We start from the raw sequence: 15,321 nt of genomic DNA, 5'->3' as shown, positions 1-15,321 counted from the left end.
GCGGCATGACGGACGGCGAGACCAAGCGAGATGAGGCCGCCTTCGGGATCGTCGGACTGGACGATGTTCTGGCCGGGGGGCTGGAGCGGGACAGACTGTTCCTGCTGGAAGGCAATCCGGGCACCGGCAAGACGACCGCCGCCATGAAGTTCCTGATGACCGGGGCGTCGCTGGGCGAGATCACGCTCTACATCACCCTGTCCGAGACGGAAGAAGAGCTGCGCGCAACGGCCCGCTCGCACGGATGGTCGCTGGACGGCATCGAACTGTTCGAACTGGTGCCGCCGGAAAGCCTGCTGGACGAACAGCAACAGCAGAGCCTGCTCTATTCGTCGGACCTGGAACTGGGCGAGACCAGCCGGATGATCCTGGAGGCGGTCGAGCGGCTTCAGCCCCAGCGGGTGGTGATCGACAGCCTGTCGGAAATCCGGCTGCTGGCCCAGGGGTCGCTGCGCTATCGCCGTCAGGTGCTGGCGCTGAAACACTATTTCGCCAAGCGTGGCGTGACGGTGCTGATGCTGGACGACCTGACGACCGACGCCAATGACAAGACGGTTCACAGCGTCGCGCACGGCGTGATCCAGCTGCAGGAGCTGGTGCCGGAATACGGGGCCGAGCGTCGCCGCGTGCGGGTGATGAAATATCGCGGGCGACGGTTCCGCGGCGGCTATCACGACTTCACCATCAAGACCGGCGGGCTGGAGGTCTATCCGCGCATCGTGGCGTCGGAGCACCGCACCCAGTTCAAGCGCGAGCCCATGTCCAGCGGCGTGGCGGGTCTGGACGCCCTGTTGGGCGGCGGGGTGGAGCGCGGGTCGAGCGCCCTGATCCTGGGGCCGGCGGGGACCGGCAAGTCGCTGTTCGCCGTGAACTTCGTGACGGCGGCGATCGCACGCGGCGAGAAGGCCGCCATGTTCGTCTTCGATGAGGAACTGGGTCTGCTGTTCGCGCGGATGCGTCAGATGGGTATCGATCTGGAGGCGCTGGAGGACCAAGGGTCGCTGGTCGTGGAACAGGTGGACGCCGCCGAACTGGCGCCGGGCGAGTTCGCCGCGCGGGTTCGAGATTGCGTCGCCGAGCAGGACATCAAGACCGTCGTGATCGACAGCCTGAACGGCTATCAGGCGGCCATGCCGCAGGAGCAGTTCCTGGTGCTGCACATCCACGAGCTGCTGCAATATCTGAACCGCCAGGGCGCCACGACCTATCTGACCGTGGCCCAGCATGGGCTGGTCGGAGACATGAAGGCGCCGGTGGATGTGACCTATCTGGCCGATACCGTGGTGCTGCTGCGCTATTTCGAGGCGGCGGGTCTGGTGAGGCGTGCGATCTCGGTGATCAAGAAGCGCGCCGGCGGCCACGAGAAGACCATCCGCGAGTTCGACATCGGCGCAGGCGGCCTGACGGTCGGTGAGCCGCTGTATGGCTTCCAGGGCGTGCTGCGCGGCGTGCCAAACTTCGTGGCCCAGGACGGCGAAGGCCTGATGGGCGATCCGTCCGCATGAGCCGCGGCGGGGAGCTCTCCGAACGCGCACTGGTCCTGGCGCCCGTCGGACGCGATGCGGGCGTCGCCGCCCAGATCCTGATGGAGGCGGGCACGGTGGCGCAGGTCTGCGACACGCTGGACGATCTTCTGACGCGGATGATCGAGGGCGCGGCCCTGGCGGTGGTGGTCGAGGAGGTGCTGATCAACACCGACCTCAACGCCTTGTCGGCCTGGATCGAGGGGCAGCCGTCCTGGTCGGATTTTCCCTTCCTGGTGCTGAACCGGCGCGGCGGCAGCGTCGAGCGCAATCCGGCGGCGCGTCGTCTGTCGGTGACGCTGGGCAATGTCAGTTTTCTGGAACGGCCGTTTCACCCGACGACCCTGGTCAGCGCGGTCGATACGGCCTTGCGGGGCCGCAAGCGGCAATATGAGGCGCGCGAGCGGATCGCCGAGATTCAGCGCGCGGAGGCCCTGCTGGAACGCCGGGTCGCCGACCGCACGGCCCAGCTGGAAGACGCCAACCGCGAGCTGGCCGCCCAGATCCTCGAACGCGAAAAAGCCGAGACGGCCCTGCGTCAGGCGCAGCGGCTGGAGGCCGTAGGCCAGCTGACCAGCGGCGTGGCGCACGACTTCAACAACCTGCTGACCGTCGTCCTGGGCAATGTCGATCAGTTGAGGAAGAACGAGACCGATCCCAAGGTCCTGCGGCGGCTGGACATGATGCGCGAGGCCTCGCAGCGCGGGGCGCGGCTGACGGCGCAGATGCTGGCCTTTTCGCGTCGCCAGAAGCTGGAGCCGCGGGCCGTCGATCTGAACGAGACGGTGCGCAGCATGGGCGACATGCTGCAAAGCGCCATCGGCGGCAGCGTGCAGATTCAGCCGCCGCAACTGGCCCCCGACCTGTGGCCGGCGATGATCGATCCGACGCAGATCGAACTGGTCATCCTGAACCTGGCCATCAATGCGCGCGACGCGATGGAGGTCGGCGGGTCGCTGACCATCCGCACCGAGAACGCCGCGACCGCCGCCCAGACCGGCGTCCTGGGGCAGCCGGAAGAGCTTCCGGCCGGCGACTATGTGGTGGTGTCGGTCAGCGACACCGGCTCGGGCATGACCGACGATGTGCTGTCGCGCGCGTTCGAACCTTTCTTCACCACCAAGGAGGTCGGCAAGGGCTCGGGCCTGGGGCTGAGCCAGGTGTTCGGCCTGGCCAAACAGTCGGGCGGCGGGGTCAGCATCGACACCGAGGTCGGTACGGGCACGACGATCCGCATCTTCCTGCCCCGCGCCGATGCCGAGCCGATGCAGGAGCGGGAGGCGAGCGGCGAACTGCTGGCGGCCCACGATGCGGGCCTGGTCGTCCTGGTGGTCGATGACGACGAGGCGGTGAGGAACGTGACCGCAGGCTACCTCAGCGACTTGGGCTATGACGTCATCGAGGCCGACAGCGGCGGGGCGGCGCTGGAGAGCTTGAACCATAACGCCCGGATCGACGCCATGGTGCTGGACTTCGCCATGCCGGGGATGAACGGCGGCGAGCTGGCGAAGGAACTGAAGGCGCGTCGCCCGTTCGCGCCGATCCTGTTCGCCACGGGGTATGCCGACGCGGAAGCCCTGATCGACGTGGGCGAGGAGATGATCGTGCGCAAGCCGTTCACCCAGGCCGAACTGGCGCGCAAGCTGTCGCGCACCCTGGCGGCCTGATCCGCGTCGAATCCGCGTTTGGTTAGCGGCCTGTTAACCATCCTGTCGGCATTTTCTGCCCAGTATCTCTGGGGAGCGTGAGCCGATGAACGGCGCGGAAGTTCTGGACGTCGGGCGTGACGCCATCTGGCTGACGATACAGCTGTGCCTGCCGGTCCTGATCGTGGGCCTGGTGGTCGGCGTGGTGATCGGCCTGTTCCAGGCCCTGACGCAGATCCAGGAACAGACCCTGATCTATGCGCCCAAGATCATCGCCATCTTCATCAGCCTGATCCTGTTCCTGCCGCTGATGGGCGCCCTGTTGGGCGGCTTCATGCGCCAGATCGCGGCCCGCATCGCGGGGATGTAGTGGAGGCTTATGCGACCGCCGATCAGGTCTGGGCTGGGGGATTGATCTTCGCCCGGATCGCGGCGATCCTGATGTTGATCCCCGGTTTCGGCGAGGCCTATGTGCCGCCGCGCGTGCGGCTGTCGCTGGCCCTGGTCATCAGCCTGGCGCTGTGGCCCGTGGTGCGCGGATCGCTGCCGGGCCTGCCCGACAGCGTGGGGCTGATGGCCGGATGGATCATCCGCGAGGTGGTCGTGGGCCTGATGATCGGCCTGTTGCTGCGCATGTTCATGACGGCCCTGTCGACGGCGGGCGAGATCGTGTCGTTGCAGACGACCCTGAGCTTTTCGCAGACCGCCAACCCGATGCAGGCGATGCCGGGCACGACCATCGCCGCCTTCCTGACCCTGCTGGGGGTGACGCTGCTGTTCGCCACCGACACCCATCACCTGTTCATCGCCGGCATGGTGGGATCCTATCGCCTGATCTCGCCGGCCCAGCCGCTGGTGATGGCGGACTTCACCCAGATGGCGGTGCGCACCCTGGGCGACAGCTTCATGCTGGGAATCCAGCTGTCCGCGCCGGTGCTGGTGTTCGCCCTGATCTTCAACCTGGCGTCCGGTCTGGTGGCGCGGGTCATGCCGTCGTTCCAGGTCTATTTCGCCGCCGCGCCCTTGAGCGTCATCCTGGGCCTGTCGATCTTCGCCCTCAGCCTGGGCGCGCTGGGCACCATCTTCATCGACCGCTACCGCCGCCTGGCGGAGTATTTCGTGTTTGGAGGCCCTGGTGGCTGAAGGCGCGGATCCCGAGTCGAAAACCGAAGAGGCGACCTCGCGAAAGCTTGAGGACGCCCGAAAGAAGGGCGATGCGGCCAAGTCGCCCGACGTCGCCCAGGTGCTGTCGCTGGCGGGTGCGGCGGCGGTGATCCTGATGGGCGGAAGCTGGTTCGCCTCGTCCATCGCCGAACAGATGCTGCCGTTCATCGCCGCTCCGCACGAGATGCTGGGCACGCTGAACTCGGGCGCCGGCAACCAGATCATGGTGCGGGCGGTCTGGGCCATGGCGCCCTTCCTGGGTGCGGTCATGCTGGCGACCATACTGGGCGGCGTGGGGGGCAATCTGGCGCAGTCGGGCCTGATCTTCACCGCCGAGAAGCTGAAGCCGAAATGGTCGGCCGTCAGTCCGCTGCAGGGGTTCAAGCGGATCTTCGGACCCGACGGACTGATGCAGTTCGTCCAGACCTTCCTGAAGCTGATCGCCGTGTGCGTGGTCTGCTGGATGGTGCTGAAGCCCCATGTGCGCGAGTTCGAGAACATGGTGTCCATGAGCCCGCTGGCGATTCTGCCGCTGGCGCGCGACATGGCGGTGTCGCTGTTCTTCGCCTCGATCCTGCTGCTGGCCGCGACCGCAGGCGCCGACTTCATCTGGCAGAAGATGCGCTTCGCCAAGCGGATGCGGATGACCAAGGAAGAGCTGAAGGAAGACTACAAACAGTCCGAGGGCGACCCCCACATCAAGGCCAAGCTGAAGCAGATCCGCATGCAGCGCGGCCGCCAGCGGATGATGGCCAATGTGCCCACGGCCACCGTCATCGTGACCAACCCGACCCACTATGCGGTCGCCCTTCGCTATGAGCCGGATCAGGGCGACGGCGCGCCGATCTGCGTGGCCAAGGGCGTCGATGCGCTGGCGCTGCGCATCCGCGAAGTAGCGACCGAACACGGGGTGCCGATCGTGGAGAACGTGCCGCTGGCGCGCGCGCTCTACGCCACGGTCGAGGTGGACGAGATCATTCCGCGCGAGCATTTTGACGCCGCGGCCAAGATCATCGGCTTCGTCTTCCAGTCCAGAAAGCGTCGGTAAGAGTGCGTCAGGATTTGAGCGTATGATCTGGCCACTGATTCGCGAGGCTGCATGACGTCCACCCGACGCCCTTCGTTCGATCTGCTGTCGGCCGTGATGGCGTTCGGCGTGGTGGCGGCTATCGCCGCCCTGGCCTATCCGGCGTTTCGCGACAATCCGACCTCGGCGCCGGGGCTGGTGCTGATCCTGACGGTGGGGATGATCGCGCTGATCGGCCTGTTCGGTTTCCGCCGGGCGGCCAACGCCAAGCCGAGCATCGACGCCGCCATTGAGGTGCTGGAGGCCATGGCCGAGCCGGCCGCCCTGGTGTGGGATTCAGGACAGATACTGGCCTTCAACGCCGCCTGGGCCGAGGCCAACGGCGCGACGGGCGCCCTGCCGCGCGGCAAGTCGGCCCAGGCCCTGTACATGGCCTTCGCCCAGGCGCGCAAAGGCGAGCCAGGCCGCGCCATCGTCATGATCGGCGCCCGCGAGATCGAGGTCGTGATCGGTCAAGTTGGCGACAGCAGGACGGGGGAGGGCCGGTTCCTGATGCGCGCGGCGCCCGACGCGGTCCTGCCCATCGCCTCGGCGCCCGTCCATGCGCCCGCCGCCGCGACCGGCGAGGCCCGCGCCATGGCGGCCGGCGCGCCGTTCGGTTCGGCCGTCATCGGCGGCGACGACCTGTTTTCCGGCCGGGCGGAAGACGCCAATCCGGCGCTGGCGGTTCTGACCGGGCCGGGCGCGGCGCGCGATGCGGCCTTCGGCCATCTGTTCGATCCGGGCGGCGTCGCCGAGGCGCGGCTGAAGCTGGCGGCCGGGTCGTCAGGTCCAATCGAACTGATCGCGCGCGCCTATCCCGACAAGATGCTGCATCTGTATGCAGCGCCTGAGGGCGACAAGCGGCGCATCTGGCTGTTCGACGTGTCGGGCCAGAAGTCGATGGAGCTTCAGCTCAACCAGGCCCAGAAGATGCAGGCCGTGGGCCAGTTGGCCGGGGGCGTGGCGCACGACTTCAACAACCTGCTGACCGCGATCCAGCTTCAGCTGTCGGGCCTGCTGGAACGGCACCCGGTGGGCGATCCCTCGTACGAGGGGCTGAACGAAATCCGCCAGACGGCCATCCGTGCGGCCGACTTGGTTCGCAAGCTGCTGGCCTTCTCGCGCAAGTCGACGGTGCGGCGCGAGCGGCTCGACCTGGGCGAACTGGTGGGCGAGTTCGCCATCCTGCTGCGCCGTCTGCTGCGCGAGGACGTGCGGCTGGAGACGGATTACGGCCGCGATCTGCCGGTGGTGCTGGCCGACAAGTCGCAGCTGGAGACGGCGGTGATGAACCTGGCCGTCAATGCGCGCGACGCCATGCGCGGCGTGGTCGAGCCGGGCGCCGGCGTCGTCACCATCGCCACCCGCCGCCTGACGGGCGACGAAGCGCGCGCCCTGGGTTGGGTCGATGCGCCGACCGACGAGGTGGCCCTGATCGAGGTGTCGGACACCGGCCCCGGCGTGCCGCCCGAACTGGCGGACAAGATCTTCGAGCCCTTCTTCACCACCAAGGCGGTGAACGAGGGCACGGGCATGGGCCTGGCCACCGTATACGGCATCGCCCAGCAGGCGGGCGGCCATATCACCGTCAGCAATATCGAGGGGGCTGGCGCGGCCTTCCGCATCTTCCTGCCGGCGGCGGGCGAGGCGGAACTGGCCGAGGTTCTGCCGGTCGAGGTCAAGGTCAAGACGCCGCGCGACCTGTCGGGCGCCGGCCGCATCCTGTTCGTCGAGGACGAGGACGCCGTTCGCGGCATCGCCGCCCGCCTGCTGCGTCAGCGCGGCTATGAGGTGATCGAGGCCGCCGACGGCGAGGAGGCCCTGCTGCTGGCCGAAGAGCACGCGGGCCAGATCGACATGATGATCTCGGACGTCATCATGCCGGGTCTGGACGGACCGTCGCTGCTGAAAAAGGCGCGTCAGTATCTGGGCGATGCGCCGGTGATGTTCATCTCGGGCTATGCCGAGAGCGACTTCTCGGACCTGTTGCAGGACGAGGTCGGCGTGTCCTTCCTGCCCAAGCCGCTGGACATCAAGACCCTGGCGGAACGGGTGAAGCAGGAACTGCACGCGGGCTAGAGCCATCGGCGCTTGAGTTGATGGGGGCCTGGGAGGGGTTCATCACAACGGGCGCGACGAGGTCACGGCGAACACGACGAGACCGAATACGCGTCGGCTCCTTTCAACTTCATGTCCAGGCCGTTGATCGATCTGCGGCTTCGCCGCCGCAGGCCATCAAGACGTTCCGAACCGGACACGGCTCCGTCGTGTTCGCCGTGACCTCGTCGTGATCGCTGTGACGAACCTTTTCTGAGTTATGCTGATGCGTTGGTCGGTCTGACTCAGCCGCCGAATGTTCAGGCGGCGCGTCGAAGCGCCGAGGGCGCCTTCACGTACAGGCCGCGGCGGCCGTTGACGGCGCGGAAGGCGACGGTCTCGCCTTCCAGCTTTTCGTCCGCGCCCAGGAACAGGCAGCCGTCATCGACAAGGCGGCGTTCCAGCCCGTCCAGCAGGCGAGCGCGCCGCGTCGGCTCCATGTCGGACAGGACGTTGCGGCAGAAGATGACGTCGAACCGCGCGTCGTCGGTCGGTTCGTCCAGCAGGTTGGCGCGGCCGAAACGCACGGCGGCGGCCAGCTCGGCCTTGACGATCCACTGGTCGTCCATCGGTTCGAACCAGCGCAGCATGGTCTTGGCCGTCAGGCCGCGCTGGATCTCGAAGCCGGTATAGAGGCCCGAGCGCGCCTTTTCGATCGCGCGGGCCGACAGGTCGGTGGCGACCAGATCGACATCGACCCCGACCTCCATCGCGGTCATGGCGATGGACCAGGCCTCTTGCCCCGTCGAGCAGCCGGCTGACCAGACCTTGATCCGACCATCGGGCCGCGCCTTGGACAGGGCCGGCAACAGTTCGGTTTCCAGGATGCGGAAGGGGGTGCGGTCGCGGCGGAACCAGGTCTCGGCGTTCAGCAGGGCTTCGATCACAGACCAGGCCAGGGAGGCGACCGGATTGGCCCACAGGTTCGACAGCAGGGCCTCGACATTGGCGTAACCCTCGCGCCGCGCGATCGGTCCCAGCCGGTGTTCGGCCAGGTGGATGCGATCCCGCGACAGCCGGTAGCCGGCGCGGGTGGCGAGAAGGGACTGCAGCTTGTCGAAGTCCTCTGGGGTCATGCGGCGATCGCTCCGACCTCCGTCAGCTTGGATTGCAGAATCTCGCCGTCGAAAGGCTTCATGACATAGTCGTCGGCGCCGGCGGCCAAAGCTTCAGCGATCCGCTCGGGGCGGGTCTCGATCGTGCAGAACAGCACCTTGGGTTGTTTGCCGCCCGGCATGGCGCGCAGACGACGCAGGAAGGTGATGCCGTCCATCACGGGCATGTTCCAGTCCACCAGCAGCACGTCGGGCATGGCGCCGGTGCAATAGGCCAAGGCCTCGGAGCCGTCCGCCGCCTCGTCGACCTCATAGCCCAGGCCCTCGACGATGCGCCGCGCCACCTTGCGGATGATGCGGCTGTCGTCGACGATCAGGCAGGTTCGGAAGTCCAAGGTCGATCCCTCAAAGACACGGCGGCTTTCGCCCGAGGCGCATGAACCCTTTTTATCCCAGAAGCCAGTTAATGAGTCGTTTGGAAATAGGAATCAGACCGGCATTCGGGCGACAAGCGCGACCTTTCCGTCCTCAACCTTGACGCGTAATTCGCCGCCGGCCTCTTTCACGGTCAGCCACAGCCAGTAGGGCTGGATCCACTGACCCGCCAGACCCTCGGTCAGGCGTTCGCCGGCCAGGCCGACAACGGCTTCGGGCTTCAGCCGGGCGCGGGCGCCCTCGGCGAACCCTTCCAGATAAAGGGCGCCGTTTTCGGTACGCGACTGGATCGCTGCGACCCCACCCATCGGCAGGGCGCCGACCGTCAGATAGGCCAGGTTGGTCAGGGCGCGGGCCTGGGGCTTTGAAAACTCGCCGTCGGCGATGCGCCAGTCCAGCGAGGCGCGGCCGCCCTGGACCATGTTCGACACCAGGCCTTCGATCTCGCGCGCCGTGAACCGTTCGCTGGTGGTGGCGGCGCCGAAGGCGACGCGGGCGAAATGCACCAGGGCGACCATCTTGCGCGCGCTCTGTTCGATCAGGGCCAGGGCGTCGTCGCGCATGTCCTGGGCCGTCGGATCCTGCATCAGGTCCAGGCCGGAGACGATGGCGCCCGACGGGCTGATGAAGTCATGGCACAGCTTGGCCGCGATGTAGGTGGCCAGCTCCGTCCCGTCGACGGGAAGGTCCAGCGGAGCGGCGTCTGCGTCGTGGGTCGGGGTCATAGGTCTGGCGCGCTCAGGTCACAGTTCGTGTCGCGCGCGAAGTTGGAGTGATTTGCCGGTTCATGGAACCGCCCGGATGGTCTATCGACCCGCCAATGACGACCTCCTCCACAACTGTTCTGGCGCGCGATCTGAAGTCCGGCGCGCTTTCCCTGGCCATCGCCGAGATCGCGGAGGAGGCCGCGCGGCTGATCCTGCCCTATTGGCGCGCGCGCACGGCGGTCGAGACCAAGTCCGACGACAGCCCGGTGACCCAGGCCGATCGCGGGGCCGAGGCCCTGATCCTGGAACGGCTGGCGGCGCTTTATCCCGGCGTCCAGACGGTGGCGGAAGAGGCCGTTTCGGCCGATGGCGCGCCTGAAAAGGCCGAGGACTGGTTCTGGCTGATCGATCCGCTGGACGGCACGCGCGGCTTCGTGCGCGGCGGCGAGGCCTTTACGGTCAATATCGCCCTGATCCACGGTCAGCATCCGGTCGCGGGCGTGGTGACGGCGCCGGCGACGGCGACAACCTGGCGCACCGACAAGCCCGAGGGCGGCGCGTTCCGACGTCAGTTCGGCGCCCTTCAGGCCGGCGAAGCCCATGCGGGCGAGGACTGGCGTCCGATCCGCGTGCGTGACCGCCCTCAAGAAGGCATGGCCCTGTTGAGCCACAGCGTCACCGACGAGGAGGCGACGCGTCTGGCCGCCCGTCACGGCTGCTCGCGCTGGCAGGGGACGGATTCGTCGCTGAAATTCTGCCTGATCGCCGAGGGGCGGTTCGACGCCTATCCGCGCACCGGCCCGACCTCGGAATGGGACACCGCAGCGGGTCAGGCCGTGCTGGAAGCCGCCGGCGGCCGCGTGCTGGCCGACGATGGTCAGCGTCTGGCCTATGGCAAGACCAAGTTCCTGAACGGCGCCTTCGTCGCCATGGGCGGCTGAAGCCTCAGGCGTTCAGCAGGGCCTCGGCCCGGTCGGCCAAGGCCTCGACGCCCAGTTCGCGCGCGGTCATGGCGGCCTCGGCCAGGATCAGGCCGAGATCGGCCGGGGCCGTTCCGCCCAGACGATGGCGGGCCAGTTGAATCTCGGCCATGCCGATCTGATCGGCGGCCCAGTCCAGCGGCGTGGCCTCCGACATCCTCGCCCGCAGGCGGGTCTCCAGCGTCATCAGGGCCGTCGTGTCCTTGACGGCTTCGGCCAAGGCGACCTCTCGCGTGATGCGACGTTCGCGCACCAAGGCGCCGATGATCAGTTCGCCGCCTTGCGTCAGGCTCTCGGCCTGGTTCAGCAGCATCAGCGGCTGGGCGTCGTCGCCGGCGCGCAGCACTTGAATCGCGGCCCAGTCCAGCGGGCTGTGGTCGGGCGTGAACTGATCGGCGGCGGCGTCGAACATGATCCGGCCCTGGGCACGGGCCTCTTCGTGACCGGCGATGGCGGCCAGCGCCGACAGGCCGGCGCCGCACAGGGCCAGGGCGCGGGCGCGTGTCAGGGGGCGATGATCCGGCGAGGCGGTCTCGACCAGGGCGCCCAGGTCGCGGCCGGCCTGATCCAGCAAACGCACGTCGCGCTGGACCACGCCCATCTCCAGCGACAGGGCCGCCCGGTCCATCCGCAGGTCCATGTCGTGCGTGTCGTCGCTGTGCACCGCTGCGTCCATCAGCACGGCGGCGTCGGACAGGCTGGCGACATCGCCGGTCAACCGGGCGGTGCGGACCTTGAGCCGGGCGTGCAGCGCAGCCACGCCCGCCGCGATGCGTCGGCTGCGCGGGCGACCGACGGCCGCAAGGGTGGCCAGCGCCCGATCCAGTCGCGCGGGATCGCCGCACAGGTCGAAACGCAGCATCAGCACCGCCGCCTTGTCCATCGCGGCCAGGGCGACCTGATCCTCGCCCACAGCCGTGCGCGCCAGGCTGTCGGCGCAGCGTTCGGCGCGCTCCAGACTGTCGGAAGCGCCGCCGCGCCGGGCATGCTCACGCCACAGGGCGCAGGCGCGGTGCTCGGTTTCGAAGGGGCGGGCGCAGGACACGCGGCCTGAATCGATCGTCTCGCGTCGCGCCTCGGCCTGCAACAGGTCCGCGCCGATCAGCTCGACCCAGCCCAGGTCTTCGCTCTCACGCGCCTGAGCGAAGAGTTTTCGAAGATCGCGGCCGAATTCGAACATGCGCTGAACCTCTGTTATCCCGCTTCGGGACGCAGACTGCGTCTCTCGGGGCGTTCAGTGCAAACGCAGCGCCGCGAAAGCGGTTCGACTTGGCCTTATGCGGACAATCTAGTCGAGCTTGGGCGTCTTCTGCTGACAGCGTTGCAGGGCAGCCCTGGCCTCGGGCGCGTCGCCGTTCAGCAGCCGCACGGCCGCGATCCGCGCCCGCGTCTGATCGGCCTCGGCAGCCGGCGCAGCCTTGCCCGCCGCCGTCGCCGCTTGCATCGCCGCCAACGACCAGTAAAGGGCCGCATCGTACAGCCGCCGCCCCTGCACGCTCTCGCCGCCTTCCAGCTCCGACGCCGCCTGGGTCAGCCCCGCACAGCGCACAGCCTCGTTATACGAGACCAGCCCCACGGACGGGGCGGTCTGCAGCATAAAGACAGCGCTGGTTAAGGCGAGAAGCGAGCTCATAGAACTCCATGTCTTTGAGAGCCAAATCATTCTGCGGCGGATCCAAGTGTTTTTCAAATGTGTAATGTGGCAACGGATTGCCATCCATATTATACGGTTTGAATAATATGGATGGCTGCGAGATATCTTATGGCGCAAGTGGATAATAGCGACCGCAGTCAACGCGCGGGCCGATATGTGAAGCAGATGAGCGGCTATAAGGCGTTCATTCCCGAGCATTTGCCACCTGCGGATCTTGATCTGACTGGGCGCATCACGGCGGCATTGAGCCAGGCAGATTTGGCTTTGGGGCGCCTGGACGGCGCGGTCGAGACTCTGCCGCACCCCGAACTTTTCACCGCCATGTATGTGCGCCGCGAGGCGGTGCTGTCGAGCCAGATCGAAGGCACCCAAGCATCGCTGGACGACTTGGTCGCTGCGGAAGCCCGTCTTCGTGGCGACCGGCCGATGGGTGATGTGAATGAAGTGATAAACTACACGGCTGCCTTGACGTTCGGTGTTGCGCGTTTGTCGGCTCTCCCGATTTCCAGCCGTCTGCTGCGAGAAATCCATGAGATTTTGATGAATGGCGTTCGTGGCGGCCATGCCACGCCGGGCGCATTCCGCACGACCCAAAATTGGATCGGAAAGACAGGCGCGACGCTTTCCACCGCCATCTTCGTTCCGCCGCCGCCAGACGTGGTGCCTGAGCAAATCGGCGCACTGGAGAAATTTCTACATCAGCCCAGCGATCTTCCGCTTCTGGTTCAGGTCGGTCTTGCCCATGCCCAGTTCGAAACCATCCATCCCTTCGTCGATGGAAACGGTCGGCTAGGCCGTCTGCTGATAACGTTCCTGCTTTGCGAACGTCAGGTTCTCAGCAAGCCCGTGCTCTATGTGTCCTTGGTGCTGAAGAGACGGCGCGATGAGTACTATCGGCGTCTTCAAGCTGTACGTGACCAAGGCGAGTGGGAAAATTGGCTGGTCTTCTTCCTGGAATGCGTATCGGAAGCGGCGCTTGATGCCGCGCGGTTGGCCAAGAGGATTTTGAGCCTTCGCGAAGCGCATCGCGACGCTGTGGTCAACGAACTCGGCGCACGCGCCGGCAAGGCGATCCGTCTTTTGGAGCGGCTTTATCGGGACCCCTACATCGAAGTGAACGACGCAGCGTCGATGCTGGGTGTCAGCTACGCCAACGCAAACACAATCATCTTTGCGTTGGAAGGCATGGGGATACTAAGGGAAGCAACTGGGCAGCAGCGAAATCGCATATTTGTGTACGAAGATTATATCGCTCTGTTCCGCGATCTCTGATCAGCCGCGCTCCTTTGTCTTGGTGAAGGCGATCTTGGGGAAGCGTTCGCCGACGTAGCCGGTTTCCCAGCTGGATTTGGCCAGGAAGACGGGGGCCTGGTCGATGTCTCGGGCCATCTGCGGGCGGTATTTGCCCGAGAAGTCCTCGATGTCCGCGTCCGATCCGTTGACCCAGCGCGCCTCGGCGTAGGGGGACGGTTCGAAGATGACGTCCAGGCCGTATTCCTCGCCCAGGCGGTCGGCCATGACCTCGAACTGAAGCTGGCCCACGGCGCCGACGATGAAGTCCGAGCCGATCTCGGGGCGGAACAACTGGGTCACGCCTTCTTCGGCCAAGCCTTCCAACGCCTTCTTTAGGTGTTTGGCCTTCAGCGGATCCTTGACCCGCACGCGTTGCAGGATTTCGGGCGCGAAGTTGGGCAGGCCGGCGAACCGGACCACGCCGCTCTCCGACAGGCTGTCGCCCACACGCAGCACGCCGTGGTTCGGAATGCCGATCACGTCGCCGGCGAAGGCGTCGTCGGCCAGTTCCCGGTCCGAGGCGAAGAACATGATCGGCGCATTGACCGACAGCGACTTGCCCGTGTTCTGGACCTTCAGCTTCATGCCGCGCTTGAAGGCGCCGCTTGCCATGCGGAACATGGCGATCCGGTCGCGGTGGTTGGGGTCCATGTTCGCCTGGACCTTGAAGACGAAGCCGGTGACTTCGTTCGCGCCCGGCTCGACCACGGTCTCGACCGGGGCGGGAGCGTTGCGGGTCTCGGGCGGGGATTCCTTCCTGGCCTTCATCGTCTTGGGCGCGGGCGCCCAGTCGCCGATGGCCTTCAGCAGTTCGTCGATGCCGAAGTGGCGCAGGGCCGAACCCCACAGCACCGGCGTCATATGACCTTCAAGGAAGGCCTGGCGGTCAAAGGCGGGATAGCCGCCCTCGACCAGTTCGACGGCCTCGGCGAGGTTGTCCTTCTCGCCCGCCTCGAAATATTGCGCCGCCTGGTCCAGCGGCAGGGCGGGGGGGTGGTCCGGGTCTTCGGCCGAGCCGGCGACCTTGCGGGTATAGGGTTGGAACCGGCCGGTGCCGACCTCGACCATGCCGCGCAGGCGATTGCCGCTCTCTGCGGGCCACCAGATCGGGGCCGGGTCCAGCTGAAGGCGCGACGCGATGTCGTCCAGCAGGGTCATCGGATCCTGGGCCTCGCGGTCCAGCTTGTTGATGAAGGTGATGATCGGAATGTCGCGCAGGCGGCAGACCTCGAACAGTTTCAGCGTCTGCGGCTCGATCCCCTTGGCGGCGTCCAGCACCATGATGGCGCAGTCGGCGGCAGTCAGGGTGCGATAGGTGTCTTCGGAAAAGTCCTCGTGCCCCGGCGTATCGAGCAGGTTGAACATCTTGCCGTCGTGCTCGAACGTCATGACGGAGGCGCTGACGGAAATCCCGCGCTCCTTCTCGATCTTCATCCAGTCCGAACGCGTGCGCCGGTTCTCGCCGCGCGCCCGCACGGCCCCAGCCGCGCGGATGGCGCCGCCCGCCAGCAGGATATGCTCGGTCAGGGTCGTCTTGCCCGCATCCGGGTGGGCGATGATGGCGAAGGTCCGGCGGCGCGCCGCTTCTTCAGGCAGGGTCAGTGAGGACATGGCGCGCGACTAGCGCGGACACGCTTCAAAGTCACGGAATTGCACCATATCAAATAACCCTCGCCATCAGGGGATATTGGAGTCATG

14 protein-coding genes are annotated in these 15,321 nt (G+C 66.6%); 8 read left to right on the top strand and 6 right to left on the bottom strand.

All coding sequences use genetic code 11. From position 1 onward, the window contains the following. Nucleotides 1-5: 5 nt before the first annotated feature. From WC597_RS00970 to cckA, 6 genes are all read left to right on the top strand, one after another. The gene (locus tag WC597_RS00970) at nt 6-1,505 is read left to right on the top strand and encodes an ATPase domain-containing protein (protein ID WP_372691344.1); all 1,500 of its coding nucleotides are present in this window, start codon (nt 6-8) and stop codon (nt 1,503-1,505) included. Further along, nucleotides 1,502-3,190: a response regulator gene (locus WC597_RS00965; protein WP_372691343.1), complete on the top strand. Its 1,689-nt coding sequence runs from the start codon at nt 1,502-1,504 to the stop codon at nt 3,188-3,190. The genes WC597_RS00970 and WC597_RS00965 overlap by 4 nt, the downstream gene beginning before the upstream one ends. 85 nt (nt 3,191-3,275) lie before the next feature. After that, nucleotides 3,276-3,539 (top strand): flagellar biosynthesis protein FliQ, encoded by a 264-nt coding sequence (gene fliQ, locus WC597_RS00960; RefSeq protein WP_372691342.1) that lies wholly within the window; start codon nt 3,276-3,278, stop codon nt 3,537-3,539. Continuing rightward, complete coding sequence (gene fliR / locus WC597_RS00955) at nt 3,539-4,312, top strand: flagellar biosynthetic protein FliR (protein WP_372691341.1); 774 nt, start codon at nt 3,539-3,541, stop codon at nt 4,310-4,312. Before fliQ ends, fliR begins: the two co-directional genes overlap by 1 nt. Continuing rightward, the gene (gene flhB / locus WC597_RS00950) at nt 4,305-5,381 is read left to right on the top strand and encodes a flagellar biosynthesis protein FlhB (RefSeq protein ID WP_372691340.1); all 1,077 of its coding nucleotides are present in this window, start codon (nt 4,305-4,307) and stop codon (nt 5,379-5,381) included. The genes fliR and flhB overlap by 8 nt, the downstream gene beginning before the upstream one ends. 51 nt (nt 5,382-5,432) lie before the next feature. Beyond that, on the top strand, nt 5,433-7,481 hold the full coding sequence (gene cckA, locus WC597_RS00945) for a cell cycle histidine kinase CckA (protein WP_372691339.1): 2,049 nt from the start codon (nt 5,433-5,435) through the stop codon (nt 7,479-7,481). 278 nt (nt 7,482-7,759) lie between these two features. On the opposite strand, the gene WC597_RS00940 is transcribed toward cckA, so the two are convergent. The 3 genes from WC597_RS00940 to chpT form a co-directional block, all read right to left on the bottom strand. Then, complete coding sequence (locus WC597_RS00940; RefSeq protein WP_372691338.1) at nt 7,760-8,575, bottom strand: protein-glutamate O-methyltransferase CheR; 816 nt, start codon at nt 8,573-8,575, stop codon at nt 7,760-7,762. Continuing rightward, the gene (locus WC597_RS00935; protein ID WP_017505646.1) at nt 8,572-8,949 is read right to left on the bottom strand and encodes a response regulator; all 378 of its coding nucleotides are present in this window, start codon (nt 8,947-8,949) and stop codon (nt 8,572-8,574) included. Before WC597_RS00935 ends, WC597_RS00940 begins: the two co-directional genes overlap by 4 nt. Before the next feature lie 93 nt (nt 8,950-9,042). After that, a complete protein-coding gene (chpT, locus tag WC597_RS00930; RefSeq protein ID WP_372691337.1) occupies nt 9,043-9,714 on the bottom strand; it encodes a histidine phosphotransferase ChpT in 672 nt (223 codons plus the stop codon). Between the two features lie 95 nt (nt 9,715-9,809). Here chpT and cysQ point away from each other — a divergent pair, with 95 nt between their 5' ends. Beyond that, a complete protein-coding gene (cysQ, locus tag WC597_RS00925; protein ID WP_372691336.1) occupies nt 9,810-10,637 on the top strand; it encodes a 3'(2'),5'-bisphosphate nucleotidase CysQ in 828 nt (275 codons plus the stop codon). 4 nt (nt 10,638-10,641) lie between these two features. On the opposite strand, the gene WC597_RS00920 is transcribed toward cysQ, so the two are convergent. Continuing rightward, nucleotides 10,642-11,856, bottom strand: coding sequence for a hypothetical protein (locus WC597_RS00920; protein ID WP_372691335.1), 1,215 nt, complete (start codon nt 11,854-11,856; stop codon nt 10,642-10,644). Between the two features lie 108 nt (nt 11,857-11,964). After that, on the bottom strand, nt 11,965-12,273 hold the full coding sequence (locus WC597_RS00915; RefSeq protein ID WP_372691334.1) for a hypothetical protein: 309 nt from the start codon (nt 12,271-12,273) through the stop codon (nt 11,965-11,967). A 165-nt stretch (nt 12,274-12,438) separates the two neighbouring features. On the opposite strand from WC597_RS00915, the gene WC597_RS00910 reads away from it, so the two are divergent. Beyond that, on the top strand, nt 12,439-13,602 hold the full coding sequence (locus WC597_RS00910) for a Fic family protein (protein WP_372691333.1): 1,164 nt from the start codon (nt 12,439-12,441) through the stop codon (nt 13,600-13,602). Here the strand turns inward: WC597_RS00910 and WC597_RS00905 are convergent, their stop codons facing one another. Next, on the bottom strand, nt 13,603-15,234 hold the full coding sequence (locus tag WC597_RS00905; protein ID WP_372691332.1) for a peptide chain release factor 3: 1,632 nt from the start codon (nt 15,232-15,234) through the stop codon (nt 13,603-13,605). It abuts the gene before it with no gap. Nucleotides 15,235-15,321: the final 87 nt, after the last annotated feature.

Source organism: Brevundimonas sp. (genome assembly GCF_041648115.1).
In the GTDB taxonomy this organism is placed as follows: domain Bacteria; phylum Pseudomonadota; class Alphaproteobacteria; order Caulobacterales; family Caulobacteraceae; genus Brevundimonas.
Note: the sequence above shows the minus strand (reverse complement) of the source record. Positions and strands in the feature narration are given on the sequence as shown.